The sequence below is a fragment of the Sphingomonas panni genome, from assembly GCF_022664435.1.
Lineage (GTDB): Bacteria > Pseudomonadota > Alphaproteobacteria > Sphingomonadales > Sphingomonadaceae > Sphingomonas > Sphingomonas panni.
In genome coordinates this window covers 417,898-441,759 of sequence record NZ_JAKREU010000003.1, presented here as the reverse complement: position 1 = coordinate 441,759, position 23,862 = coordinate 417,898, and the positions used below count along the sequence as shown (strand labels likewise).

The 23,862-nt window shown below is 68.3% G+C and carries 27 protein-coding genes; 10 read left to right on the top strand and 17 right to left on the bottom strand.

Features of this window, described 5'->3' with window-relative positions:
• Window positions 1–320: 320 nt before the first annotated feature.
• A complete protein-coding gene (nusB, locus tag MF609_RS09040) occupies window positions 321–788 on the top strand; it encodes a transcription antitermination factor NusB (protein ID WP_242415969.1) in 468 nt (155 codons plus the stop codon).
• Between the two features lie 316 nt (window positions 789–1,104).
• Here nusB and MF609_RS09035 read toward each other — a convergent pair whose 3' ends face one another.
• Genes MF609_RS09035 through MF609_RS09020 form a run of 4 tightly spaced genes read right to left on the bottom strand, consistent with a single transcriptional unit; the run spans window position 1,105 to window position 3,873 of the window.
• Window positions 1,105–1,983 carry an alpha/beta fold hydrolase gene (locus MF609_RS09035; protein WP_242415968.1) on the bottom strand — a complete coding sequence of 293 codons (879 nt, stop codon included), beginning with the start codon at window positions 1,981–1,983 and terminating at the stop codon, window positions 1,105–1,107.
• Window positions 1,980–2,882 carry a pirin family protein gene (locus MF609_RS09030; protein WP_242415967.1) on the bottom strand — a complete coding sequence of 301 codons (903 nt, stop codon included), beginning with the start codon at window positions 2,880–2,882 and terminating at the stop codon, window positions 1,980–1,982. Before MF609_RS09030 ends, MF609_RS09035 begins: the two co-directional genes overlap by 4 nt.
• Window positions 2,882–3,586 (bottom strand): glutathione S-transferase, encoded by a 705-nt coding sequence (locus tag MF609_RS09025; protein ID WP_242415966.1) that lies wholly within the window; start codon window positions 3,584–3,586, stop codon window positions 2,882–2,884. The genes MF609_RS09030 and MF609_RS09025 overlap by 1 nt, the downstream gene beginning before the upstream one ends.
• Window positions 3,583–3,873 (bottom strand): BolA family protein, encoded by a 291-nt coding sequence (locus MF609_RS09020; protein WP_242415965.1) that lies wholly within the window; start codon window positions 3,871–3,873, stop codon window positions 3,583–3,585. The genes MF609_RS09025 and MF609_RS09020 overlap by 4 nt, the downstream gene beginning before the upstream one ends.
• 90 nt (window positions 3,874–3,963) lie before the next feature.
• On the opposite strand from MF609_RS09020, the gene MF609_RS09015 reads away from it, so the two are divergent.
• Window positions 3,964–4,524, top strand: a complete 561-nt coding sequence (locus MF609_RS09015) for a J domain-containing protein (protein WP_242416020.1) — start codon at window positions 3,964–3,966, stop codon at window positions 4,522–4,524.
• Between the two features lie 184 nt (window positions 4,525–4,708).
• On the opposite strand, the gene MF609_RS09010 is transcribed toward MF609_RS09015, so the two are convergent.
• The 4 genes from MF609_RS09010 to MF609_RS08990 are packed head-to-tail and all read right to left on the bottom strand — an operon-like array spanning window position 4,709 to window position 7,078.
• A complete protein-coding gene (locus MF609_RS09010) occupies window positions 4,709–5,170 on the bottom strand; it encodes an SRPBCC domain-containing protein (protein WP_242415964.1) in 462 nt (153 codons plus the stop codon).
• Window positions 5,167–5,934, bottom strand: a complete 768-nt coding sequence (locus MF609_RS09005) for a VOC family protein (protein ID WP_242415963.1) — start codon at window positions 5,932–5,934, stop codon at window positions 5,167–5,169. The genes MF609_RS09010 and MF609_RS09005 overlap by 4 nt, the downstream gene beginning before the upstream one ends.
• Window positions 5,931–6,656, bottom strand: coding sequence for a DUF1428 domain-containing protein (locus tag MF609_RS20155; RefSeq protein ID WP_473829126.1), 726 nt, complete (start codon window positions 6,654–6,656; stop codon window positions 5,931–5,933). The genes MF609_RS09005 and MF609_RS20155 overlap by 4 nt, the downstream gene beginning before the upstream one ends.
• A complete protein-coding gene (locus tag MF609_RS08990; RefSeq protein ID WP_242415962.1) occupies window positions 6,653–7,078 on the bottom strand; it encodes a VOC family protein in 426 nt (141 codons plus the stop codon). Before MF609_RS08990 ends, MF609_RS20155 begins: the two co-directional genes overlap by 4 nt.
• Before the next feature lie 68 nt (window positions 7,079–7,146).
• Here MF609_RS08990 and MF609_RS08985 point away from each other — a divergent pair, with 68 nt between their 5' ends.
• The 4 genes from MF609_RS08985 (at window position 7,147) to MF609_RS08970 (ending at window position 9,901) form a co-directional block, all read left to right on the top strand.
• Window positions 7,147–7,827 (top strand): winged helix-turn-helix transcriptional regulator, encoded by a 681-nt coding sequence (locus tag MF609_RS08985; RefSeq protein ID WP_242415961.1) that lies wholly within the window; start codon window positions 7,147–7,149, stop codon window positions 7,825–7,827.
• Window positions 7,828–7,887: 60 nt separating this feature from the next.
• Window positions 7,888–8,886: a cobaltochelatase subunit CobS gene (gene cobS / locus MF609_RS08980; RefSeq protein WP_242415960.1), complete on the top strand. Its 999-nt coding sequence runs from the start codon at window positions 7,888–7,890 to the stop codon at window positions 8,884–8,886.
• Window positions 8,887–9,097: 211 nt separating this feature from the next.
• Entirely contained in the window at window positions 9,098–9,484 is a 387-nt protein-coding gene (locus tag MF609_RS08975; RefSeq protein ID WP_055758154.1) for an acyl-CoA thioesterase, read from the top strand.
• Window positions 9,485–9,607: 123 nt separating this feature from the next.
• Window positions 9,608–9,901 (top strand): hypothetical protein, encoded by a 294-nt coding sequence (locus tag MF609_RS08970; RefSeq protein ID WP_242415959.1) that lies wholly within the window; start codon window positions 9,608–9,610, stop codon window positions 9,899–9,901.
• Between the two features lie 189 nt (window positions 9,902–10,090).
• On the opposite strand, the gene MF609_RS08965 is transcribed toward MF609_RS08970, so the two are convergent.
• Complete coding sequence (locus MF609_RS08965) at window positions 10,091–11,929, bottom strand: AcrB/AcrD/AcrF family protein (RefSeq protein WP_242415958.1); 1,839 nt, start codon at window positions 11,927–11,929, stop codon at window positions 10,091–10,093.
• 56 nt (window positions 11,930–11,985) lie between these two features.
• Between MF609_RS08965 and MF609_RS08960 the strand changes: the two genes are divergently transcribed.
• Complete coding sequence (locus MF609_RS08960) at window positions 11,986–12,456, top strand: GtrA family protein (protein WP_242415957.1); 471 nt, start codon at window positions 11,986–11,988, stop codon at window positions 12,454–12,456.
• Between the two features lies 1 nt (window position 12,457).
• Window positions 12,458–13,180, top strand: a complete 723-nt coding sequence (locus MF609_RS08955) for a class I SAM-dependent methyltransferase (protein WP_242415956.1) — start codon at window positions 12,458–12,460, stop codon at window positions 13,178–13,180.
• On the opposite strand, the gene MF609_RS08950 is transcribed toward MF609_RS08955, so the two are convergent.
• From MF609_RS08950 to MF609_RS08940, 3 genes are read right to left on the bottom strand one after another with little or no spacing between them, the layout of a single operon-like run.
• Window positions 13,170–14,495, bottom strand: a complete 1,326-nt coding sequence (locus MF609_RS08950; protein WP_242415955.1) for a S41 family peptidase — start codon at window positions 14,493–14,495, stop codon at window positions 13,170–13,172. The genes MF609_RS08955 and MF609_RS08950 overlap by 11 nt on opposite strands.
• A gap of 4 nt (window positions 14,496–14,499) precedes the next feature.
• Window positions 14,500–15,726, bottom strand: a complete 1,227-nt coding sequence (locus MF609_RS08945) for an ABC transporter permease (RefSeq protein WP_242415954.1) — start codon at window positions 15,724–15,726, stop codon at window positions 14,500–14,502.
• Window positions 15,723–16,658: an ABC transporter ATP-binding protein gene (locus MF609_RS08940; RefSeq protein ID WP_242415953.1), complete on the bottom strand. Its 936-nt coding sequence runs from the start codon at window positions 16,656–16,658 to the stop codon at window positions 15,723–15,725. Before MF609_RS08940 ends, MF609_RS08945 begins: the two co-directional genes overlap by 4 nt.
• 59 nt (window positions 16,659–16,717) lie before the next feature.
• On the opposite strand from MF609_RS08940, the gene queG reads away from it, so the two are divergent.
• The gene (gene queG, locus MF609_RS08935; RefSeq protein ID WP_242415952.1) at window positions 16,718–17,782 is read left to right on the top strand and encodes a tRNA epoxyqueuosine(34) reductase QueG; all 1,065 of its coding nucleotides are present in this window, start codon (window positions 16,718–16,720) and stop codon (window positions 17,780–17,782) included.
• On the opposite strand, the gene MF609_RS08930 is transcribed toward queG, so the two are convergent.
• From MF609_RS08930 to MF609_RS08920, 3 genes are all read right to left on the bottom strand, one after another.
• Window positions 17,762–19,237 carry a GGDEF domain-containing protein gene (locus tag MF609_RS08930; protein WP_242415951.1) on the bottom strand — a complete coding sequence of 492 codons (1,476 nt, stop codon included), beginning with the start codon at window positions 19,235–19,237 and terminating at the stop codon, window positions 17,762–17,764. The two genes, queG and MF609_RS08930, sit on opposite strands and share 21 nt — an antisense overlap.
• A gap of 49 nt (window positions 19,238–19,286) precedes the next feature.
• Window positions 19,287–19,946: a peptidoglycan-binding protein gene (locus MF609_RS08925; protein ID WP_242415950.1), complete on the bottom strand. Its 660-nt coding sequence runs from the start codon at window positions 19,944–19,946 to the stop codon at window positions 19,287–19,289.
• Between the two features lie 69 nt (window positions 19,947–20,015).
• A complete protein-coding gene (locus tag MF609_RS08920; RefSeq protein ID WP_242415949.1) occupies window positions 20,016–20,357 on the bottom strand; it encodes a hypothetical protein in 342 nt (113 codons plus the stop codon).
• A 98-nt stretch (window positions 20,358–20,455) separates the two neighbouring features.
• Here MF609_RS08920 and MF609_RS08915 point away from each other — a divergent pair, with 98 nt between their 5' ends.
• Window positions 20,456–21,472 carry a glycosyltransferase family 2 protein gene (locus tag MF609_RS08915; RefSeq protein WP_242415948.1) on the top strand — a complete coding sequence of 339 codons (1,017 nt, stop codon included), beginning with the start codon at window positions 20,456–20,458 and terminating at the stop codon, window positions 21,470–21,472.
• 254 nt (window positions 21,473–21,726) lie between these two features.
• Here MF609_RS08915 and MF609_RS08910 read toward each other — a convergent pair whose 3' ends face one another.
• Window positions 21,727–21,978, bottom strand: coding sequence for a ribbon-helix-helix domain-containing protein (locus MF609_RS08910; protein ID WP_242415947.1), 252 nt, complete (start codon window positions 21,976–21,978; stop codon window positions 21,727–21,729).
• Window positions 21,975–23,804, bottom strand: a complete 1,830-nt coding sequence (gene cobT / locus MF609_RS08905; protein WP_242415946.1) for a cobaltochelatase subunit CobT — start codon at window positions 23,802–23,804, stop codon at window positions 21,975–21,977. Before cobT ends, MF609_RS08910 begins: the two co-directional genes overlap by 4 nt.
• Between the last annotated feature and the right edge of the window lie 58 nt (window positions 23,805–23,862).

Here is a 23,862-nt window from a genome sequence, read left to right as displayed (position 1 = left end):
TTTGGCCCAAAGTTCACAAAGTTCACACTCGCCACGCATTTCGAATGCGCGTCGTCCCGGCGCAGGCCGGGGCCTTTCGCGGCGAGGAGGGCGCTTCCTCACCGGGAGATCCCAGCCTTCGCTGGGATGACGGGCGGGGCGGCGGGCGACCAGCTTTCGCGTCGAAGTTCACACTCGCGCGCAATTCGCGTGCCGGACGGATGGCGGCGTGCGGGATGGCGGACGGTTCAAAGAGCTTTTTGCCACGCTGGCAGGGTCGGCGTGTGTAGGAAAGCGGCCCCTCGACTTACGCCCCCGGGTGGCGCTATGGGGCGGCGCTTATGACCAGCAAGAATTCCCGTCCGCGCGGTGCCCGTCAGGCGCGCGCCGCCGCCCGGTTGGCCGCCGTGCAGGCGCTGTACCAGCATGAGATGGAAGCGACGCCGATCCCGGTGCTGCTCCATGAATTCCACCAGCACCGGCTGGGCGCGACGATCGAGGACGTCGAATATGCCGAGGCGGACGTTCATTTCTTCGACGATGTGGTCAAGGGCGTCGATGCCCGCCGCGAAGAGATCGACGCGCTGATTTCGACCAAGCTGTCGAGCGGGTGGACCATCGACCGGCTGGACAAGCCGATGCGCCAGATCCTGCGTGCCGGGACGTACGAACTGCTCGCGCGGGTCGATGTGCCGGTGGCGGCGGTCATCAGCGAATATCTCGACGTGGCGGATGCGTTTTACGACCGGCGCGAGAAGGGGTTCGTCAACGGGCTGCTCGATTCGGTGGCGAAGCAGGTTCGGGGGTAGGTTTTTCCGCCTTCTTCCACCTACCCCGTCCGTTCGCTTCGAGCGCAGGTTCGAGCCTGTCGAGAACCGTAGTCGAGAAGGGGGTGCCCCGAACTCCGCGGTTCTCGACGGGCGCTTCTCGACAAGCTTGAAGCTGCTCGAACCGAACGGGGTGGGTGGGGATGCGCAGCTTCACCCCGTTTGTCCTGAGTAGCCACTGAGCCTGTCGAAACGGCGTATCGAAGGACGGTCATAGGCGCTTCGATACGGGCCTTCGACTTCGCTCCGTCCCTGCTCGGCACAAACGGGGTGGGTTTGGGGTACGTTGGGTTGGCCGTCAGACCAGCCACGCCCGCACCGCCGCATTTACCGCCTCCGGGGCCTCCCACGGCACGAAATGCCCCGCCTCGACCTTCACCACCGTCAGGTCGGGCACATAGTCGGGCAACGCCTCCAACTGCACCGGCAACAGGGCATGGTCCTGCACGCCCCAGATCACCAGCGTCGGCTGGGTCACCGGCGGAAAGGGGCCGTCGAGCCATGCCGGGCGCTCCGGGGTTTCGTCCGGCGCCGGAACGATGATCGGCGACGCACGATACCAGTTCAGCATCGCGGTCATCGCGCCGGGATGGCCCCATTCGGCGAGATACGCTGCCTTGTCCTCGCCCGCGATCGCCCGCGTGACGAACTTCGCAAAGCCGTTCGCGAAGAAATGTTCGAGACCGGCGCCGACCAGTCCCCGGTCGAGCGACGTGTCGCGGAAGCGGGTCATGTACTGGCTGGCGGCGCGCTGGTCCGGGTCGTCGAACAGCGAGCGCTGGAAGACCAGCGGATGCGGCGCGTTCAGGATGACGAGCCGTTCGATCCGGTCGGGATGGTTGAGCGCCGCCATCCACGCGATCGCGCCGCCCCAGTCGTGGCCGACGAGCGTGAAGCGATCGATTTCCAGCGCATCGGCCAGCGCGATCAGGTCGGCGACGATGCGCGCGGGGGCGTAATCCTCGACCGCCGGCGGCTTGTCCGAGGCGGCATAGCCGCGCTGGTCGGGGGCCACGACATAATGGTCGCGGGCAAATTCGGACAGTTGGTGCCGCCACGTCCGGTGCGATTCGGGAAAGCCGTGGAGGAAGATCATCGCCGGATGCGCCGGGTCGCCCGCCACGGCCACGTCGAGCGACACGCCGGTGGACAGCGCGATGCGGCGAAGATCGGTCATGGATAGCTCACCGTCTTGGGGATTTCGGGGATCGGGATGAACTCTTCGGCATCGTCGGGCACCTTGGGGAAGTTGCCGGCCTTCCAGTCGCGTTTCGCCTGATCGATGCGGTCGCGGCGCGACGAGACGAAGTTCCACCAGACGAAGCGGGGCGTGGTGAACGCCTCCCCGCCGCACAGCATTACCCGCGCCCCGGCCGACGAGCGCAGCGTCGCGGCGATGCCGGGGCGCAGGACGTAGAGCGTCATCGGTTCGAGCGTGACGCCGTCGAGCGCGGCATCGCCATGCGTCAGGTAGAGCGCGCGTTCGTCGGCGCCCGCATCGATCGGGATCGCGCCGCCGGCCTCCAGCACGATATCGGCATAGATGGTCGCGGCGTACTGGGTGGTGGGGGCCGACACGCCCCACAGGTCGCCCATGACGACGCGGGCGGTCGCGCCGCTGGCGGAGACGACCGGCAGCTTGTCCGCTTCGACATGTTCGAACGCCGGGTCCATCTCTTCCCGGTCCTCGGGCACCGCCAGCCACGTCTGGATGCCCGAGAGCAGCGGGCCGCCGGCACGTTCGTCAGCCGGCGAGCGTTCGGAATGGACGATGCCGTGGCCGGCGGTCATCAGGTTGACCGCGCCGGGTTCGATCCGGGCGAATGTGCCGAGCGAATCGCGGTGGTCGATCGCCCCGCCGAACAGATAGGTGACGGTGGCGAGGTTGATATGCGGGTGCGGGCGCACGTCGATCCCCTGTCCGGGGTCGAGTTCGGCGGGGCCCATCTGGTCGAAGAAGATGAACGGGCCGACCATCGTGCGCGTCCGGGTCGGCAGAGTGCGATGGACCTTGAACCCGCCCAGGTCATGGGTCACCGGCTGGATCGTCTGGAGGAAGAAGCGGTCGTTTTCCATCAGTCGGCGTCCAGTTCGGGATAATGGCGAAAGATGCCATCGGTATTGAAGGCGATCCGGCGGTCGCTGGCAAGATAGGCGGCGATGCCGGGCAGCTTCGCCACCTGATCGTGGATCGCGATCAGCCGGGACAGGCGGCGCTCCAGCGTCGCCATCCGCCGGGGAAAGGCATAGCGCAGTCCCGCGACCAGCTGGAACAGCGAGGTGTCGACCGTGGTCCAGCGATGGTCGATCGCCCAGGGGCCGCTATGTTCGTCGAGCAGCGTTTCGAAATAGTGCAGATATTTGGGCAGGCGTTCGGCGAGGAACTGCGCAGCGTTGCGCGCCGCCTCCGCGCGCTGGTCGTCATACCAGGCCGACACCGCGACCGGATGGTGCGTGGCGTGCACCTCGACCAGCAGGTCGGCGATGGTCAGCTGCCACTGGTTCGCCCATTGCCGGTCGCGGATGCTGGAGAGGGCGAGGCCGTGGCGCTCGCCCAGATATTGCAGGATATTGGCGACCTGCGCGATGCGGATGCCGTCGAGGTCGAGAAAAGGCGGGGCGAAGGGGGCGCGGGGGCTGCGGTCCAGCTGTTGCTGCATCGCGGCCACGCCGTCGATCCGGGCGCGGTCGCGATAGTCGATACCGGCCGCCTCCATCGGCAGGCGGACGAATTCGCCGCGTCCCTGAATGGTGGGCCAATACCAAAGGTCATAGGTCAATCGCCGTCTCCGGGCGCGCGGGCGCGAATCGCCAGCGCATGAATGCGGGTCGCCAGCAGATCGGCCAGCGCGCGGTTGACCAGCCGCTGCCGCGCGACCCGCGACTGGCCGGTGAAGGCGTCGGCGACGATGTCGACCGAGAAATGCGTCTCGCCGGTGCCGTCGTCGCCCATATGGCCGGCATGGTGATGGCTGTCGTTGGTGACGGTCAGCGCGGCGGGCGCCAGCGCCTCGCGCAGGCGGGCTTCGATCAGATCGGCGAGGGGCATGGTAGCGGTGTCGGTCATGCGACCTATATAACGCGTTTTGCCAAAGGGAGTCGCGTGGCGCGCGAGAGAATATCCAAGGATCGCCCCAATGCCCGGTTTCACGGCCGGATGGAGGCGAACGGTCGCCCGTGCGAAGTGCCCGGATGCCCCGAATCGGGCGAATTCCGGGCGCCGCCGCTGGAGGGTGCGCCGCAGGGTGGCGACCGGCCGAGCGCCTATCGCTGGTTCTGCCTCGACCATATCCGCGCGTTCAACGCGGGCTATAACTATTTCGCGGGCATGACGGCGGAGGAAATCCACGACGCCCAGCGGCCCTATGCCGGATGGGAGCGCGAGACGCGCGCCTTTGCGCGCGCCGGGACCGATCCGGGGCCGGCCTGGGCCGACTTCGCCGATCCGCTGGACGCGATCGGGGCGAAGTTCCGCACCGCGCGCGAGGCGCGGGCCGAGCGGCAGGACGGGCGGCCGCTGTCGCCGGCGGACCGGTCGGCGCTGAAGGTCATGGGGCTGGCGGTCGATGTCGACCGGATGGCCCTGAGCAAACGCTATTCGGAGCTGGTCCGGCTGTATCACCCCGACCGCAACGGCGGGGACCGCAGCCATGAGGCGGCGTTGCAAAAGGTGATCGCGGCGTATCAGCAGTTGAAGGGCGCGGCGGCGTTTGCGTGAGGGGTTTCCCTTCCACCCATTCCGTTTGCTTCGAGCGGAGGTTCGAGCCTGTCGAGAACCGTAGTCGAGAAGGGGTTGCCCCAGGCGAACGGGTTCTCGACGGGCGCTTCTCGACAGGCTCGAAGCTGCTCGAACCGAACGGAGTGGGTAGGGCGAGGGGATGAGGAGTCAGGGCTGGGGTGGTTTAGTCCAGCCCCAGCGCCACCGCCTCCAATTGCTGCGCGACCATCGCCCAGCCGCCTTCGAACCCCATCTCCGCGTGCATCTTCGCCGTTTCCTCGTCCCAGTGGCGGGCGGCGGCGCGGTAGAGCGTCGCGCCGTCGCCGTCCGCGTCGAAGGTGAAGACGCCGACAAAGGCCAGCCGCTGCGGCTGCGGTATCCAGCCGGGGGCGAAGGCGTTGGTGAAGACGATCCGCTGCTGCGGCACGACGTCGAGGATCACGCCCTCGCCGGTCATCGCCTCGCCGCCCGGACCGCGCATGGTGGTGGCGAACCGGCCGCCGGGGACGAGGTCGAGGGCGAGCAGCTCGGTGGTCCACGGACGCGGCGCCCACCATTTGGGCAGATGCTGCGTCCATGCGCGCCAGACCGTGGCGACGGGGGCGGAGATGCGGCGTTCGATGGCGAGTTCGTGTTCGGGTGTCATGGGCGCGCTCCTGTCAGGCCGAAACGTGCCCTCATAGGATCGCAGGCGACGACCGAAAAGCCGCCGCCGGGGATCGGGTCCGGCCCCTGCAACACGTCGCCGCCCCGGGCCGCGATCCGCGCGGCGGCGGCGTCGATATCGGCGACGTGGATGAAATATTGCCAGCCGGCCTGCCCGCCCGGCACCATGCCCATCGCCGCGCCGATGCCCGTGTCGCCGCTGTGCAGGAACTTGTAATCGCCCCATGCCCCCATCGGCATCGACCCTTCCTGTCGCCAGCCGAACCGGTCGCGATAGAAGGCGATGGCGGCATCGGGATCGGCGGCCATCAGCTGGTTCCAGACGAAATGGCCCGGCGTCGCCCGGTCGGCGGGCTGGAATACGGTGCTGGTCTCCGCGCTCTCGCTGCACATGATGTAGAGCGCGGCGTGCTGCGGATCGGCCAGCATCGCCATGCGGCCGACGCCGGGCAGGGTGGTCGGCGGCATATGCTGCGTGCCCCCGGCGGCGACATAGTCGGCGGCGGTAGCATCGACATCGTCGACCGCGACATAGCCGAGCCAAATGGGGTCTGGCATCCCGCCGGGCATCGCCATCAGCCCGCCGACCATCGTGCCGTCGGGGGCGACGAACAGGCGATAGTCCATGCCCGACATCCCCGAATCCTGCACGGTCCAGCCGATGACGTCGCCATAAAAGGCCGCCGCCGCGTCGATGTCGCGGGTCAGCAGTTCGTACCAGATGAAGTCGCCCTGCCGGTTCATGCGCCGGCCCCCATGCGGCGATCGACGATCGGCACGAAGCCGCCATAGACCATGCGTTTGCCGTCGAAGGGCATGTCCCGCCCGGCCATGCGCGGGTCGGCCATCACCGCCTGCCAGCCGGCATCGCGCGCGTCCTTCGACGGCCATTCGATCCACGAATAGCAGGCGACCTCGTCCGGCTGCAGCGCGACGGCGCGGGCATAGTCGGTGTGGGTGCCGGCGGGAACGTCGTCGCCCCAGCCCTCCACGACGCGCAGCGCGCCATGGTCGCGGAACAGCTGCGCCGATCGGGCGGCGAAGGCGAGATAGGCGTCGCGGTCGGCGGCGGCGACAGGGGTCAGGCAGCCATCGATATAGCCGGGCGTCGCCAGTTCGCCGCTGACCATCGCGGCGTCGAACCCGCCATAGATCATGCGCCTGCCGTCGAACGGCATGTCGAGTGCGGCCATGCGCGGATCGGCCATCATCGCCGCGCCCGCCGCGTCGCGCGTCGCCCGGTCGGGATATTCGATCCAGCTGAACAGGATGTCCTCACCCGCCTGCAACGCGACCGATCGCGCAAAGTCGGTATGCGTGCCGGCGGGCACATCGTCGCCCCAGCATTCGACCAGCCGCGTCGCGCCGAGATCGGCGAAGATCGCTGCCGCCTGCGCGACATGCGCTTCATAGGCGGCGCGGTTGGCGCGCGGCACCGGGGTCACGAACCCGTCGAGATAGGTCATGCGCAGGCCCCCTCGTGCGCGGCCTGCGCCGCCGTCATGTCCATGGTGAACGGGCCCCAGCCATGGCCGTCGAGATCCTCGAACGCGCGGCTGTACATATCGCCTTCGTCCTCGGGATCGTGCAGTTCGCGCCCGCCCGCCGCCAGCGCCGCTTGCGTGATCGCATCGACACCGGCGCGATCGTCGAACGAGAGCGCGAGCAGCACGCCGCTTTCGGTCTTGGTATCGATGATCCGCTTGGGCGTGAAGGTCGCGTAGAATTCGCGGTCGAGCAGCATGACATGGATGCTGTCCGACCACGTCATGCCCAACCCGCGCTCGTTCGAAAAACGTTCGTCCTTCACGAACCCGATCGCTTCGTAGAAGCGCGTCGCGGACGCCACGTCGGCGACCGCGAGGTTCACGAAAATCATCTTCGGCATCGGCCCTCTCCCGGCTTGCTCGAATCGTCGTTTGTATTGGATGCGCGTCGAGGTTAGAAAAAGCAACGATGGAGTTAGAAAAAGTAACCAAGGCAGACAAACGGCGCTATGACGATGCCTGCGGCGCGGCGCTGGGGATGGAATATGTCGGCGAACGCTGGGCGTTGCTGCTGATCCGCGAGCTGTTGCTGGGGCCGCGCCGCTTCGGCGAGTTGCGTGGCGGTTTGCCGGGGATCAGCGCGAACGTGCTGACGCAGCGGCTCGCCGGACTGGAGGCGGCGGGGATCGTCGAGCGCCACCGGTTGCCGCCGCCGGCCAATGCGCAGGTCTATGCGCTGACGCCATGGGGGCAGGAGGCGGAGCCGGTCGTGCTGGCGCTGGCGAAATGGGCGCTGCGCGCGCCGACGCACGATCCGACGCTGCCGTTTTCGGCGGTGTCGCTGATGCTGTCGCTCAAGATGCTGCTGGTGGCGGAGCGGGCGGGGGAGTGGCGTGCGCGGATCGCGTTCCGGCTGGGCGACGATCCCTATGTCGCGACGCTGGCGGACCGGGCGCTCACCGTGGCGCGGGGCGTCGCGGAGGAGGTCGATGCCACGCTGTCCGGGCGGCCGTCGGCGTTCCTGCCGGTCGTCTTCGGCCGGCGGTCGCTGGACGATGCACTGGCCGAAGGGGCAATCGCGCTGACCGGGAACCGCGCCACCGCCGAACGGTTCGTCACGTTGTTCCAACTGCCGCCGAAGGTTGAGTAGGTGGCCTGCTTCGTCCTAAAGGACCGCGGGCGCTCTCCCACGCCCACGCGAAAGGCCCGCATGACTACCGATACCCTGCCCCAGCCGTCCGAAACCACGATCCTGAGCGCGCCCGACCGGATGGTGAAGGTGCGCGAGATGTTCGGCATCGACAGCGACCTCGAAGTGCCTGCCTTTTCGGTTGCCGACGAACGCGTGCCCGATGCCGATCCGGCCTATGTGTTCGATCCCGACACGACGCTGGCGATCCTCGCGGGCTTCGCGCACAACCGGCGGGTGATGGTGCAGGGCTATCACGGTACCGGCAAGTCGACCCATATCGAACAGGTCGCGGCGCGGCTCAACTGGCCGTGCATCCGCATCAACCTCGACGCGCATATCAGCCGCATCGACCTGATCGGCCGCGACGCGATCGTGCTGAAGGACGGGCAGCAGATCACCGAGTTCCGTGAGGGGCTGCTGCCATGGGCATTGCAGACGCCGACCGCGCTGGTGTTCGACGAATATGACGCCGGCCGCCCCGACGTGATGTTCGTGATCCAGCGCGTGCTGGAGACCGAGGGCAAGCTGACGCTGCTCGACCAGAATCGCGTGATCCGGCCCAACCCCTGGTTCCGGCTGTTCGCTACCGCCAACACGGTCGGGCTGGGCGATACCTCGGGGCTGTATCATGGCACGCAGCAGATCAACCAGGGGCAGATGGACCGGTGGAACATCGTCGTCACGCTGAACTACCTGCCCGCCGCGACCGAGGCGCGGATCGTGCTCGCCAAGTCGGGCGAATATGACAAGGTCGGCGGCAAGGAGACGGTCGAGAAGATGGTGCGCGTCGCCGACATGACCCGGCGCGGCTTCGTCAACGGCGATATCTCGACGGTCATGAGCCCGCGTACGGTCATCACCTGGGCGCAGAATGCGCTGATCTTCGGCGATGTCGGTTTCGCGTTCCGCCTGTCGTTCCTGAACAAGTGCGACGAGGCGGAGCGGGCGCTGGTCGCGGAATATTATCAGCGCGTGTTCGGCAAGGATTTGCCGGAGAGCGTGGTGGGGAAGGCGTAACCTGTTCCGTCACCCCGGGCTTGACCCGGGGTCCCGCTTTTGCCGACAGCAGCAGAAGAAGCGGGACCCCGGATCAAGTCCGGGGTGACGATAGGGTCGGGTAGTCGCGGCAGGGATAGTGGCCGGCGCGGGCCGTCGCGGGGGTGTCGCAATCGCCCAATCCGCCGCGACTCGCATTGACTCGGGTGTCAGCAACGCCCATCCCATTCCCATGGCTCACCAGCATCCGCTCGCCGTCGCACCCGGCGACATCGACCATATGGGTCACGTCAACAATGCGGTGTACCTGTCATGGGTACAGGACGCGGTCGTCGCCTATTGGGAGCGGGTCGCCCCGGCCGATGCGGTTGCCAAGCACCTGTGGGTCGCGCTGAAGCACGAGATCACCTATCGCCGGCCCGCTTTCCTCGACGATCCGATCGTCGCGACGGTGGTGGCCGAACGGGTGGAGGGCGTGCGTGCCTATTTCTCGACTCTCATCAAGCGCGGTGAAGAGGTGCTGGCCGAGGTGCAGAGCACCTGGTGTTCGCTGGACGCGATCACCAAGCGGCCCGCACGTCTGGCGCGCGACGTGGTGCATCGCTTCCTGCCCGAATAACGATTTCGTTTTTTGCAATCACGCTGAAAACCTGTGCAGTTGCGATATTGCGCTGCACCATGCATTCCTCCGGTCAACGAACGACGCCCGAGCGTCGACCTTCAACAGACCGGAGACAGACCCATGCGCAGCTTTGCCGCCGCCGCCGCCTTTCGCGTTGCCCTCGTCGCCGCGGGCATGTTGATCCCCGCCCTCGCCTCGGCCAACGAGATCGAGCGCGACGGGTACAAGTTCGACTATAGCCGCAGCGTCACCGACAAGGGCGACACCGTCCTGTCGGGCACCGTGAAGTCGACCGGCGAGCCGTTCCGCCTGGTCGTGCGCGACCGCACCGTGACCGGTGACGTCGGTGGCCGCGCCGTCCGCTTCCGCATCGCCAAGCCGCTGCCGACCGCCGAGCAGGTTGCCGCGCGCTAAGCCGTCGACCTCTCCCGGTTGATGCGCCCGTTCCCGAAAGGGGGCGGGCGTTTTGCGTCGTGGGGGGACGCTTCGAACGGGGCGTCATCCCGGCGAAGGCTGGGACCGCCCCGTGACAGCACGCAGCAGGAGTCGCGAGAGGCCCCAGCCTTCGCTGGGGCGACGTTTTGCGGCCAGGGGACCTGCCGCCTAGTTCGCCGCCATCCCGCTATACTCGATCCGCCACAGTTTCAGCGGCGACCCCTTGGGCAGGGCAACGGGCGTCAGCCAGCCGGGCACCTTGCCATGCGCCAGCTGGTCGTAGAATCCGCCGGGCGAGCGCGCGCGATACACGGTGGTTTCCGCCATGTTGGGGCAGGTCAACAGATAGGTCGCGCCATGCCGCCGGGTGATGGTGCGGAAATTCTCCGGATCGCCCTGAAACGCGTGATGTACGTCGAGGATCGCGTCGCCGTTGCGGTGGTAGGGGCCGGTGATGCCGTCATGATGCGTCGCGACGATCAGGCGGGGGCCGAGGTCGACATGGGTGAACATCACCGCCGCCGGGATGCGGTTCAGCGCCTGCAGCGCGGGCAGGCTGGCGCAGCGGGCGCCGGCGCGCAGCACCTGTTTGGTGCGCGCGTCCTGCGGCTTGATGCGGACATGCTTGGCAAGGCCGCTGTCGGGCAGCATCGACAGCCACTTGCCGACCTGATCGACCGCCAGGTTGCCGAGCAGCAGCAGCGACACCAGCGCCGCCGTTCCCAGCACGCGCACCGCCGCGCTGTTGCGGGCGAGCAGCCACGGGATCACGATCCATGCGAGCGCCACGGTGCCGGGAATCGCGAGCAGCTGCGCGGCGGGGCCGGAGCGAATCTGCCAGAACAGCATCGCGACCGCGAACAGGGTGAACAGCGTCGTCACCGCCCAGCCGACGAAATTGGCCGACCGGCGCGCGCGCCACGTCGCGACGATCGCGCCGAACAGGCCGATGATGGGGCCGGTCACGATCAGCAGGATCGTGCGACCGGGCATGGTGTAGAGCGGTTTCGCCTCGCGCACATTGTTGAGCCAGGTGCGTGCCAGTTCCTCCGACACGCCTTCGGGCCGCTGCAGGCATTGCGGAAACAGCGTCGCGAAGGCGGCCGCCAGCACGCCGCCGGCGATCAGGGTGAGCACCAGCCGCACCGCCCATGAACGCGGGCTGAGCCATGCCAGGAGTACGAGGAAGGCGCCGCCCGCGATCACCGCCGACAGCCAGACCGGGGTCAGCGCGTCGCAGCGCATCGCGTAATTGGCGTTGGAGGCGAAGGCGACGAAGCCGATCGCGCTCGCCCCGGCAAGCGTCGCGCCATAGACGGTCAGGCGACGTGCCTCCGCCCGGTCCCAGACCCAGCGCAACGCCACGATCCCGCCGGCCATCGCGCAATAGGGGAGCAGTTCGAGGCCGATGGTCAGCGAATAGGCCGAGGAGAAGCCGACGACCGCCCCGCCGCGCGCGCGCTTCGGGTCGGCAAGCCCGGCGACGGTCCAGGCGAGACAGGCAAGCTGCCAGCCATGATGGTCGATGCGTTCGGGCATGAACATCAGCAAGGTCGACGAACAGCCGAGCAGGAACAGCACCGCGAGTGGCCACGCGACCGGCGCGACCAGCCGCCGCGCCGTCACCGACAACGCGGCCATCGCCACGCCCATCGGCAGCAAAGGCGCGATGCCGACCGCGAGTTTCTCCGCCCAGACGGGGCCGGCGAACGGCTTGAAGAGCAGGATCAGCCCGGCGATCGGCAGGTCGACCAGCCGCGACCAGTGGATGTCCAATCCGCCCGGCGGGTTCAGCCGGTACTGGCGCAGGTCGTACCAGCCCTGGCCGCCCATCCACGCCCGCACCTGCATCAGCCGCATATTGTCGTCGGTGTCGGACAGGGCCAGCCAGTGGACCGCGTTCCAGCGTTGCCACAGGAACCATGCCGCGATCGCCACCCAGGCAAGCAGCAGCCAGCGCCGCCAGTGACGGTCGAGTTCGGTGAGGCGCGCGGGGGTGTCGGTCAAAATCGCTTTCCCAAGGCCCCCGCGCATTCTACGGCGGCTGTCCTGCCATGGTGGCAGTGGCCAAGCGCTGTATCGGATGGCGCGCAAAGGACAAGGGTGGCACGCGGGTGATCGCGCGGATCGAACGGTTGATGGCGGACGGGGTGCTGGGGCAGTTGATCCGCTTCGGCATCGTCGGCGGGCTGTCGACGGTGATTTATTCGGCGGTCTATCTGCCGCTCGTCTATCATGTCCTGCCGACCGGCTATGCGTTCGTCGCGGTGATCCCGGCGTTTATCGTTGCGGCCGCATTCGGCTGGTTCGCGCATGGCCGCTGGAGCTTTCAAGGCCATGGCACACGCACCGGGGGCGCCGAACAGCCGATCAAGTTCCTGGTGGTGCAGGGGTTCGGCATGGTGCTGAACGGGCTTTTCACCTACGGGATGGTCGATCTGGCGGGGCTGGCGGACTGGACCCCGCTGATCCCGGCCGTGCTGGTCACCCCCTTCGCCACCTTCGCGCTCAACCGTTCATGGGTATTCGGATAAGATGGACCGCATCGTTTACGACCGCATGGCGGCGCACGACTCGACGCATTGGTGGTATCGCGCCCGCCGCGAGATCCTGGCGGACTATGTCGAGCGCTATGCCGCGCTGAAGCCCGGCGCGCGCATCCTCGAGATCGGGTGCGGCACCGGCCACAACCTGCCGATGCTGGGCGCGTTCGGCGAGGTCGACGCGATCGAGATCGATCCGGCGGCGCGCGCGATCGCCAGCGAACGGCTGGGCAAGCCGGTCGGTACCGCGCCGCTGCCGACGCTGGCCGGCGTGACCGGCCAGTACGACCTGATCGCGGTGCTGGACGTGGTCGAGCATATCGAGGACGATGTCGCGACGTTCCGCGGCATGGCCGAGCGACTGGCCCCCGGCGGCAAGATCCTGGTCACCGTGCCCGCGCACCAGTGGATGTGGAGCGCGCACGACGTGGTGAACCACCATCATCGCCGCTATTCGAAGGCGACGCTGGCGAAGGCGATCGCCGATGCCGGCCTTCGCCACAACGGCCTGCGCTATTTCAATTCGCTGCTGTTCCCCGCCGCCGTCGCGGCACGGGTGGCGGGGAAGCTGACCGGCAAGGACGACAGCGACGATTCCCCCCCGCCCAAGCCGCTGAACAAGGCGTTCGAGGCGATCTTCCGGCTGGAGCGGTTCCTGATCGGCCGCGTGCCGATGCCGCCGGGGCTGTCGATCGTGACGCTGGTCACGAAGTAGGGCTGCCGGCCGCCGCCATCTCGGCCGCCAGGCGCGCGAGAACGGTCGCGTGGTTGGGCAGGAACGGGGCCACCGGGTCGGCCGGTGGAATGCCACTGCCTTCGTAATAGCGCCCATCGGCCGCGCGATAGGTCTCGGCGGGCAGGGTCAGCGTCCAGCCGTTTGGCAGCGGCTTGACCAGCTGGTCCGACAATGCGCCGCGCGTCCGCGCACCGACATGGCGGACATTGGGCAGGGCGCGCATCGCAAGGGTGAAGGTTTCGCCCGCGCTGACGGTCACGTCACTGGTCAGCAGGACCACGGGGCCGGTGTACCGGATGCGCGGCGACGGTTCGACGCGGAACGGCTGCCACACGGTCGATCCGACCGGGGCCTTGGCATAGGCACCGGCTGCGCGGGCGGCGAAGCGGCCGGCGATCCGCAGGCCGATGCCGTCATAGCCGCCGCGATTGTTGCTGACGTCGACGATCACGCCGGGCAGATCGCGGAAATCCGCGAGCGCGGCGTCGAGCGCCGCATCCAGCACGGGCAGGTCGTCCCCTCCGGCTTCGGCAAAGCCGCCCATCGTCAGGACGTTGAGATAGCCGATCCGCCCGATCCGGCCCCACAGGATGCGGCGATGCGCGACCAGATGGCCGCCGCCAGCCAGCAGGCCGGCGATGCCGATGCGATATCGATCGTTCCACGCCCGTTCACGGGCGGCGGGATCCGGCCCGTGTGCGGGATCGCGCCGCACTGCGCGCAGCGTCGGTGCCTCGCCGCTTTCCATGCTGCGTTCGTGCCCGTCGATGGTTGCGGAGAGCGAGACATGCGCATCGTCCAGCGGATCGAGCGCGTCCGCCAGCCGATCGAACAGGTCGGCGGAAACCGTGTCCGCGGCAACCGTCGCCAGCCGTGCGTCAAGCTGTCGCCGGTGCCGCTCGCGCACTGGGGTGCGCGGATAGAGGTCGACGAACGTTGCCGCGACCAGCCGCGCAATGTCGCCGCCCGACCAGCGGCGAGTGGTCCGGCAGGCGGCGGGAAGCGTCGCAATGCGTCGATAGACATAGCGCGTCTGGCCCGGCCCGTCCGAAAAGGCGATGCGGTCGGGACCAAGCATCGTCATCGCCTGCCTGAGGATCGCCTGTGCGCCATCGGTGTCGGGATCGGGGTAACAATAGGGGCCGGCGACGTGGTAGAGGACCGATCGGTCCGCCGTTACCGCCAATAGCTGTCCATAGCCTTCCGCCCGCCACAGGCCGGTCGGCATCGCTGGCGCTGCGCCGAGCGTCAGCGGCAGGAGCGACAGGACGGCGAGGTGGCGCAGCGACGGCAATGGCTCAACCCCGCTTGAACCATTTCCACTTCGGCCCCGCCGATTGCAGCACGCCACGTCGGAACAGCCGTGCGCCGAGGCCGATCGTGATCGCGACCCAGAGCAGTTGCCAGGCGAGCGCCGCGACATGCGGCCAGATCGCGGCGCTGGTCGCGGCGCGGCCAGCCATGGCGAAGGGGGAGCTGAAAGGGAACAGTTCGGCCGCCGTCGCGACCCAGCTGTCGGGGCGACCGATCGCGGCAAGGGCGAAGCCGAACATTGCCATCTGGAAGATGGTGATCGGCAGCGACAGCATCTGGATTTCGCGCGGGGTCGATGCCTGCGCGCCGACGGTCAGGAACACCGATCCGAGCAGCATATAGGCAAGCGTGAAATAGAGGATGTAGAGCATCACGAACCCCGGGAAACCGATGGCGGGCGCGATGCCCGACAGCCCCTCGGCGAAGTCCGGCGGCAGCAGCGCGCCGATATTGGCCCCGACCGCCGCCCAGAAGGCGAGGAACAGGATCGCCACGCCGAACATGCCGATCAGCTTGCCCAAGAACACCGATTCGAGCGGCACGGCGGCGGCCAGCACCTCGATTACCTTGTTTGAGCGTTCCTCCGCCATGGTGCCGACCGCCTGTCCCGCCAGCATCAGCGTGACGACGAACAGGGTGACGACGGCGAAGGTGCCCGCCGCGCTCTTGCCGCCCAGCGACGTGCTGTCGCGTTCGACCCGGGTGAAGGTCGGTCGCGACAGGGGCGCGCCGTCCAGCCCCGCGCGCCGGTCGCGTTCGGCCTGTTCGGCCAGTGCCGCCAGATATTTGACGGTGGTCGAGGCAGGGTTGGCATGGATCAGCTGCGGTCGGTCGAGCGGACCGTACAGGACCGAGGGCACGTCGATATCGGGATCGGACAGCAGCGCGCGCGCCTGTGCCGCGGGATCGGCGGCGGGGGCGACGGTCGCGAGCGGCGGCAGGCCGCGTTCGGGGGACAAGGCGGGACGCAGCCGCGCATCGGCGGCCCGCAACCGCGCGGCATCGTCGGGCGTGGCGATGGCGTAGATTTTTTCCCTGCCCTCCGCGCCCTGACCCACGGTCATCGCGCCTAGGCTGCCCATCAGGCCGAAGCCGATGAACAGCAGCGGGGCGAGCAGGAACAGCAGGAACATCGGCGTCATCACCGTCGCGGTGAAGTCGCGCCGCGCGATGGTCAGCGTCTGGCGGATCAGCTTGCGGGGCGTGCTCATGCCGCATCCCCCCGCGCGGCGTCGCCGACGATGCGGACGAACGCGTCGTGCAGCCCCGGCCGTTCGATCGACAGCCCCGAAATGCCGTAGCCCGCGTCGATCAGCCGCACCAATGTCCCCTCTATCCCGTCCGCCGGCAGCGTGAAGCGCCAGCCGCCGCGATCCTCCTGCGCATCGGCGGGCAGCAGCGCCGCAATGCCGGGCGCGGGATGGTGCGGCACGTAATGCGCCTTCATCGGCAACAGCGCGCGGGCATCGTCCACCGTCCCTTCGAACCGGCGACGCCCGCCCGCGATGACGCACAGCCGGTCACATAGCCGTTCGGCATGGGCCATGACGTGGGTGGAGAACAGGATGGTCGCCCCCCGGTCGCGCTCGGCGCGGATCAGCGCCTCCAGCCGTTCCTGGTTGACCGGATCGAGGCCGGAAAAGGGTTCGTCCAGAACGAGGAAGTCGGGGCGGTGGACGACGCTGCCCAGCAGCTGCACGAACTGCGCCATGCCCTTGGACAGTTTGCGAATCTTGCTGTCGATCGCATGGCCGAGACCGGCTTGCTCCAGCATCTCCGCCGCGCGCCTGCGCCCGACCTTCCAGTCGAGGCCGCGCAGCGCGCCCATGAAGGCGATCGCCTCGCGCGCCTTCATGCCGGGATAAAGGCCGCGTTCCTCGGGCAGATAGCCGACCCGGTCCGATGCGTCGCGCGGGGAGGCATGGCCGAGCAGGCTGCGCGACCCTTCGTCCGGTTCGATGATGCCGAGCAACATGCGCAGCGTCGTCGTCTTACCCGCGCCATTGGGGCCGAGCACGCCGTACACCGCGCCGGTCGGCACCGACAGGTCGATGCCGTCGACCACGCGGCGGTCACCGAACCGCTTGACCAGCCCGGTCGCGTGCAGCGCCGGGGCATTCCGGGCCAGATGATCGTCGCGCAACACCATATCCCCCCAACGACGCTCTTTAGCGTGCGCTATGAAAAGCGTAGCGGGGGGAAGTGATCCAAGACAAGGCCATCCCGACCGATATTGTCGCGCGGATTCGTGCCAAGGCGGCCGAATGCGGCTTCGTCGCATGCGGTATCGCCCGCGCCGACGCCGCGCCGCGCACCGCAGAGCGGCTGCGCCAATGGCTGGACGAGGGGCGGCACGGATCGATGATCTGGATGGAGGAGCGTAGCGAGCAGCGCGGATCGCCCGCCGGATTGTGGAGCGAGGTGCGTTCGGTCATCGCGCTCGGGATGAGCTATGCGCCCGGCGGCGATCCGCTGGCGCTGGCCGGGGTCGGTGACCGGGGGCGCATCTCGGTCTATGCGCAGGGCGGCGATTATCATGACGTGGTCAAGAAGGCGCTGAAAGCGCTCGGCCGCTGGCTGGCGCAGGAATCGGGCTGTGATCTCAAGGTATTCGTCGATACCGCGCCGGTGATGGAAAAGCCGCTCAGCGAAGCGGCGGGGCTGGGGTGGCAGGGCAAGCACACCAATCTGGTCAGCCGCGACCATGGCAGCTGGCTGTTCCTCGGCGCGATCTATACCACGCTCGACCTAACGCCCGACCGGCCGGGGCGCGACAGCTGCGGGTCGTGCGATGCATGCCAGCGGGTTTGTCCGACCGACGCCTTTCCCGCTCCGTACCGGTTGGATGCGCGGCGGTGCGTCTCGTACCTGACGATCGAACATGCAGGACCCATCCCGCATGACCTTCGCGAAGGGATCGGCAACCGCATCTATGGCTGTGACGACTGCCTGGCGGTGTGTCCGTGGAACAAGTTCGCCGAGGCGGCAGCGGCGAACCGGGCGTTTGCCGGGCGGGCGGAACTGGCGGCGCCGCGCCTCGCCGACCTGATCGCGCTGGACGATGCGGCGTTTCGCGAGGTGTTTCGCGGGTCGCCGATCAAGCGGATCGGGCGCAACCGGATGGTGCGCAACGCGCTGATCGCGGCCGGTAACAGCGGCGATGCGGCGCTGATCCCCCCGGTGCGTGCGGCCTGCGCCGATCCCGATCCGGTGGTCGCCGAGGCGGCGGACTGGGCATTGGAAAGGCTAGGCCGCCTGCCGCGCTAGATTGGAGGCATCGAGCCATTCGATGCGGTTCCGCCCGCCATGTTTGGCGCGGTACAGCGCCTCGTCCAGCCCGCGCAGCAGTGCCGGCGGGTCGACCGGCCGGCGATCGAGGTGGAACGCGCCGATGCTGGCGGTCGCGCGGATCGCGGTGCCGTGCCAGTCGACGACCAGGGCCGCGATGGCCTCGCGCAAGCGTTCGGCGACGACCGCGCTGGCCGTCGCGTCGCTCGTGACCACGGCCAGCGCGAATTCCTCGCCGCCCAGCCGTGCCGACAGGTCCTCGGGGCGGCAGCTGGCGTCGATCGTCGCTGCCACGGCGCGCAGCACCGCATCGCCCGCCGGATGGCCGTAGCGGTCGTTGATCGCCTTGAAATGGTCGAGGTCGAGCCAGAGGAGCGCCAGCCCTTCGGCACCTGCACCCCGGTCGAGTCGCTGGTGCAGCCGGTGTTCGAACGCCCGGCGGTTGAGCAGCCCGGTCAGCCCGTCATGGTCGGCCGCCCGCTGCAATTGCGCCATCAGATCGTCGCGCACCGCCATCGCGCTGCTGATCGTCAGCGGGACCAGTGCTAGGAACGCGACCGCGATCCGTATCGAAACGACCATGCGCGGGATCGCCATATCCTGTCCGATATCGACCATCCCCAGCCCGATGGCCACCATATAGCCGCTGCCCAGCACCATGGTGATGAGCGCGGCGGTCGACACCGAATAGGTCAATGCGCAGAGCAGCAGCGCGGGCATGGGGAACATCATGCAGCCCGGCCCGTCGCAATAGACCGACAGCGCGCAGGATGCGGCGAGGAACAGGATCGGCCATATCGGCTTGGCCTTCCGGGCAGTCGCGGCGATCGTCGCGCGGCGTTCGCGTTGCCATGGCGGCCGTACGGTCAGTATCGCCGGCAGGAAGATCAGGTAGTTGGCGATCTCGCTGGCGGTCCAGGTCATGATCGTCTGGGTCGGCGACCCGTGGAACTGCACGACGACCATGACCGCACCGATCGCGGCCGCGACGAGGCTGCCCGGCAGAAGTCCGACCGAGATGCGCAGCACCGAATGCACCCGCCGCAGGCCGAGGTCGCGCGGACCCAATCGTCGCAGCAGCAGGAAGACGGTCAGCGAACCGGCGACATTCGCCGCGGCGAACCAGCCGCTCAGTACCGGGGTCTGGCCCCCGATCAGGTCGGCCAAAAGGAATCCCGTCACGGCGCCCGCCCAGCCCGCCGAGCGGGAGAGATGTGGCGCGCGCAGCATCATTCCGGCGAGAATCGCATTTGCCGGCCAGAACGCGACCGAAAAGGCATGGCGGGTAATCAGCCCGAGCGCGGCGGCGCTGCCGACCATAGCACCGACCAGCAGGAAGGCGCGGACCATGTCGAGCGCCGCAACAGGGCGGCGCGCGGCGGGTGCGCTCCGCTCGTCGTCGGATCGCACGCCGGTCGGGACGATGGTCGGCATGGCACGACAAATTATATACGGTCCGTAAATTTTCGGTAAGAGGTCGCCGCTACGCCCGGCTTTCCCGCCGAACGGCGGCGAGGTCGCCATTGGGTCGACCCTGCACATGCGCCCAGTCGCGGAATTTCCAGTCGCCGCCCCAGACCAGTCCTTCCGCCTTCGCCGCCTTGCCCAGCGCGCGGAAGAAGACATGGGCGTCGGGTTCGCGCCAGTACCAGCGTTCGTCGACGAGATCGGCGGCCCAGGCGGCGGGCAGGCCGTCGGGCGTCTGCGCATTGTGGAAGCTGAAGCGCACCTTGCTGCTGCCGGCGCGGAACAGCCGCTGCTGCACGTCGACCGAACGCCAGCCATAGACGAGGACCGGGCGGAAGCGGTCGGCGCGCAGCCGGGCCATCACCGCGACGACGCGCGGGCGGAAGCGCGGGTGGAGGCTGGCGAGCTTGCGTGCCTGCGGCCAGTTGCTGCTGTCGCCATCCCAGCGCGCCGGTGCCGCACGCAGCCGGGCGAGCGTCGCGCCGCCGGGATCGACGCGGCCGTCGGTTTCGATCTCGAACCGGTCCTGCGCCAAGCGGATCGCCGCAATCAGGCGCGGCCCGGCGATGCCGTCGATCCCGCCCGGTTCGATCCCGATGCGCAGCAACAGCCACTGCACCGCGCGCACGTCGCCCGCGCGATTCGCGCCGCCTTCGCCGACCGCCGCCTCGATCATCGCCCGTCCCTTGTCCTGTTGCTGGGGCCGGGGACGCTGGCGGTGGAAATCCTACATTTCAAGCGCGGTTCAGCGTCGCCGTGCGCGCGCCGCCGCGACCTGTGCGCCGAACGCGCGGGCCCGTTCGTCGAGCGCGGCGGTGTTGGTCCAGGCGGGGCCGCCGGCCCTGGCCTGTTGCGCGAGGCGTTCGATCATCGCGCTTTCGGCGCGCAGCGTGCGGGCTTCGGCGCGGCTGAGGTCGCCGCGCCGCCGCCCGTCGCGGATCGAACGGTTCGCGTCGCTCAGGTCGCGGCCGAAGGTCGCGCTCGGTGCAGCAGGCATTTCGCGCATGGCGGAACGACCCCCGTCCCAGATCTGCGCACCGGCCGGTGTCGCGAGCAGGATAGGGAGGATCGACAGCAGGGCACGCATCGGCGGTCTCCGGGATGGGTTCGCCGATCCTATCGTCGCATCGCGATCCGCGCCATCCGGCTTTTCCTGTCGCGCGGCTTGGGGTAACGCCACCGCCCATGATCCGTCCCGCGCTATCAATCGTCGTTCCCTGTTATAACGAGGCCGCGTGCCTCGACGTGCTGCACACCCGCATTTCGGCGGCGGCGCGTGCGGTGGTCGGCGACGATCATGAGATCGTGCTGGTGAACGACGGGTCGCGCGACCAGAGCTGGGCGGTGATGGAGCGCCTCGCCGCGGCCGATCCCCGGCTGGTCGCGATCAACCTGTCGCGCAACCACGGGCATCAGCTGGCGCTGACCGCCGGCCTCGACCTGTGCGCGGGTGAACGCATCCTCATCATCGATGCCGACCTGCAGGACCCGCCCGAATTGCTCGGCGACATGATCGCCGCGATGGAGGCGGAAGGGGCCGATGTCGTCTATGCGGTGCGGCGCAAGCGCGAGGGCGAGACCTTCTTCAAGAAGCTGACCGCCGCCGCCTTCTACCGCGTGCTCGACCGGGTGACCGATACGCCGATCCCGCTCGACACCGGCGATTTCCGGCTGATGAGCCGCCGGGCGCTCGACGCGTTCCTGTCGCTGCCCGAACAGGCGCGCTTCATCCGGGGCATGGTGGCGTGGGTCGGGTTCCGGCAAATACCGTTTCCCTATGATCGCGACGAACGGCTTGCCGGAGAGAGTAAATATCCGCTGGGCAAGATGATCCGCTTCGCGTTGGATGCGGTCACCGGCTTTTCCACCGCGCCGCTGCGCCTGGCCAGCCATATGGGGCTGGTGCTGACCGCGCTGTCGCTGCTGCTGTTCGCCTATATCGCGGTCGGTTGGATTTCGGGCAGCGCGGTGCAGGGATGGACGTCGACGATGCTGGTCGTCGTGTTCCTGGGCGCGGTGCAGATGTTCGTGCTGGGGATGATAGGCGAATATCTTGGGCGGCTCTATGTCGAATCGAAGCGGCGGCCGCTGTACTTGGTCGCCGACGTGGCCGGGCCGGTGAAGGGACGGGCGAGTTTGGGGTATCGGGCCGGGGATCGCGGCGAGGTCACGGTGTCGCCGGTGCTGCCGGAGCAGCAGTAGAGTCGGTTTCACGCGAAGGCGCGGAGACGCGAAGAAGAAGGTAGATTTCGCGCAGAGACGCGGAGGCGCAGAGTGGTTACGATCGCGGACAGCTTTTCCGCGATAGCGGCCTCATTCGTCGTTGCAGCGAAAGATGCCGTCTCCCGATCGCGCGCGCTCACGTCGCACGAACCCTCTCTGCGCCTCCGCGTCTCTGCGCGAACCCATTCCTTCTTTTTCTTCTTCGCGTCTCCGCGCCTTCGCGTGAAAACGACTTATCGCGCACCAACCTCGCCCAGCAACCAGGACCGGATCGCACTCGCCAGATTGGGCGGATCGTCTCCTTCGATCCGCACCGCATCGATCGCCGCGACCAGCGCCGACAGCGGCAGCGACCGTCGCGCCGCCGCGTCCTCCAGCGCCGCCCAGAAGCCGGGTTCGAGACTGATCGAGGTCGCGTGGCCGGCGATGGTGATCGACCGCTTCACCGGCCCGCGAAAGCCGCCCGGCGGGGCGACCGGCTTCATGGCGTGTCGAACAGCGACGCCAGCTGTTCGATCATCGTGCCGGCCAGTTGCTCGGCATCCATGATCGTGACCGCGCGGTTGTACCAGCGGGTGACGTCGTGGCCGATGCCGATCGCGACCAGCTCGACCGGCGACTTGCCCTCGATATAGGCGATCACCTGGCGCAGGTGCCGCTCCAGATAACTGCCCGAGTTGACCGACAGCGTGGAATCATCGACCGGCGCGCCGTCCGAGATGACCATCAGCACCTTGCGATCTTCGGGACGCGCGATCAGCCGGCCATGCGCCCACAGCAAGGCCTCGCCGTCGATATTCTCCTTCAGCAGCCCCTCGCGCATCATCAGCCCGAGCGACTTCTTCGCGCGGCGCCACGGTTCGTCGGCCTGTTTGTAGACGATGTGGCGCAGGTCGTTGAGGCGGCCGGGCTGGGGCGGGCGACCGGCGGCGAGCCATGCCTCTCGGGATTGCCCGCCCTTCCACGCCCGCGTGGTGAAGCCGAGAATCTCGACCTTCACGCCGACGCGTTCGAGCGTGCGGGCGAGGATGTCGGCGCTGATCGCGGCGATGCCGATCGGGCGGCCGCGCATCGAGCCTGAATTGTCGATCAGCAGCGTGACGACGGTGTCGCGGAATTCGGTATCCCGCTCGATCTTGTAGCTGAGCGACTGTGCGGGATTGATGACAACCCGCGCCAGCCGCGCGGCGTCGAGCAGCCCTTCCTCCTGGTCGAAGTCCCAGGAGCGCGACTGTTGTGCCATCAGCCGGCGCTGCAGCCGGTTGGCGAGCTTGGTCACCACCCCCTGCAACTGCACCAGCTGCTGGTCGAGATAGGCGCGCAGCCGCTCCAGCTCGTCGGCGTCGCACAGCTCGGTCGCGGCGATCACCTCGTCGAACTTGGTGGTGAAGGCGCGATAGTCGAACTGTGCGTTCAGGTCGGCAAAGGGGCGGTTGGGACGCACCGGCATCATGCCGCCCTCATCCTCGCCATCGGCCATGTCGTCGCCCTCGGCATCGACATCCTCGGACGGGTCGTCGGATCGGGCCTCGGCCTGGTCGTCGCTGCGATCCTCCCCGCGCGCCTCTACCTGACCCTCGCCGCCCTGCTGTTCGCCTTCGTCGTCGCCGTCGTCCTGCGGGGTTTCCTCGTCTTCCCCTTCCGAATCGTCGCCGCCGTCGTCGGCCTGTTCCGGCTCGACCTCGCCCTCGACCAGTTCGAGGTCCTGCAGGATGCGGGTGATGCCGCGTCCGAACGCCGCTTGATCGCCTGCCAGTGCGGCGAGGCTGTCGAGCTGCGTGCCGGCGCGTTCCTCGATCCAGTCGGTTATCAGCGCCATTGCGGGAATCGCGGCGGCGGGCGGCATCCGCCCGGTCAGCCGCTCGCGCACCATCAGCTGGACGGCGGTCGACAGCGGCACTTCGGCCCGCGTCCGCGCGCGCGTGATCGGGTCGGACCGCATCCTGAGGTCGAGCGCATGGTCGAGATTGTCGGCGATCCCGTCATAGCCCGCCGAGCCGACCGCATCGACCCGCGCCTGTTCGACCGCATCGAACACCGCGCGCGCCACCGCGTCGCCCGGTGCCGCGCGGGCATGGAGCGCGGTGTCGTGGTAGCGCATCTTGAGCGCGAAGCCGTCGGCCAGCCCGCGTGCCTCCGCCACCTGGTCCGCCGGCAGCGCGCGGGCGGGCATCGGCACCTTGATATGCTTGCCGGAGGCGACCGGCGCGTCGGCGGTGAAGCCCAACTCCACCTCCGGTTCCTCGGCAATCGCGCGCGACGTGCCGCGCAGGACGTCGCGAAACCGGTCGAGTGGGGATTCCTGTGCCATGGCGACTGCTTTGGGGATTGCCCGGAGCAAGGGCAAGAGGCTGGTGCGGCCCGTAGGG

Coding starts and splice junctions, on each gene's coding strand:
- MF609_RS08975 (WP_055758154.1), top strand. CDS start 9,098: ATGGCTCACCAGCATCCGCTCGCCGTCGCACCCGGCGACATCGACCAT.
- MF609_RS09015 (WP_242416020.1), top strand. CDS start 3,964: ATGGAGGCGAACGGTCGCCCGTGCGAAGTGCCCGGATGCCCCGAATCG.
- MF609_RS08985 (WP_242415961.1), top strand. CDS start 7,147: ATGGAGTTAGAAAAAGTAACCAAGGCAGACAAACGGCGCTATGACGAT.
- MF609_RS09035 (WP_242415968.1), bottom strand. CDS start 1,983: ATGACCGATCTTCGCCGCATCGCGCTGTCCACCGGCGTGTCGCTCGAC.
- MF609_RS09010 (WP_242415964.1), bottom strand. CDS start 5,170: ATGACACCCGAACACGAACTCGCCATCGAACGCCGCATCTCCGCCCCC.
- MF609_RS08990 (WP_242415962.1), bottom strand. CDS start 7,078: ATGCCGAAGATGATTTTCGTGAACCTCGCGGTCGCCGACGTGGCGTCC.
- MF609_RS08915 (WP_242415948.1), top strand. CDS start 20,456: ATGATCCGTCCCGCGCTATCAATCGTCGTTCCCTGTTATAACGAGGCC.
- MF609_RS08910 (WP_242415947.1), bottom strand. CDS start 21,978: ATGAAGCCGGTCGCCCCGCCGGGCGGCTTTCGCGGGCCGGTGAAGCGG.
- MF609_RS08970 (WP_242415959.1), top strand. CDS start 9,608: ATGCGCAGCTTTGCCGCCGCCGCCGCCTTTCGCGTTGCCCTCGTCGCC.
- MF609_RS09030 (WP_242415967.1), bottom strand. CDS start 2,882: ATGGAAAACGACCGCTTCTTCCTCCAGACGATCCAGCCGGTGACCCAT.
- MF609_RS09020 (WP_242415965.1), bottom strand. CDS start 3,873: ATGACCGACACCGCTACCATGCCCCTCGCCGATCTGATCGAAGCCCGC.
- MF609_RS08920 (WP_242415949.1), bottom strand. CDS start 20,357: ATGCGTGCCCTGCTGTCGATCCTCCCTATCCTGCTCGCGACACCGGCC.
- cobS (WP_242415960.1), top strand. CDS start 7,888: ATGACTACCGATACCCTGCCCCAGCCGTCCGAAACCACGATCCTGAGC.
- MF609_RS08945 (WP_242415954.1), bottom strand. CDS start 15,726: ATGAGCACGCCCCGCAAGCTGATCCGCCAGACGCTGACCATCGCGCGG.
- nusB (WP_242415969.1), top strand. CDS start 321: ATGACCAGCAAGAATTCCCGTCCGCGCGGTGCCCGTCAGGCGCGCGCC.
- MF609_RS20155 (WP_473829126.1), bottom strand. CDS start 6,656: ATGACCTATCTCGACGGGTTCGTGACCCCGGTGCCGCGCGCCAACCGC.
- MF609_RS08930 (WP_242415951.1), bottom strand. CDS start 19,237: ATGCCGACCATCGTCCCGACCGGCGTGCGATCCGACGACGAGCGGAGC.
- MF609_RS08955 (WP_242415956.1), top strand. CDS start 12,458: ATGGACCGCATCGTTTACGACCGCATGGCGGCGCACGACTCGACGCAT.
- MF609_RS08925 (WP_242415950.1), bottom strand. CDS start 19,946: ATGATCGAGGCGGCGGTCGGCGAAGGCGGCGCGAATCGCGCGGGCGAC.
- MF609_RS09005 (WP_242415963.1), bottom strand. CDS start 5,934: ATGAACCGGCAGGGCGACTTCATCTGGTACGAACTGCTGACCCGCGAC.
- cobT (WP_242415946.1), bottom strand. CDS start 23,804: ATGGCACAGGAATCCCCACTCGACCGGTTTCGCGACGTCCTGCGCGGC.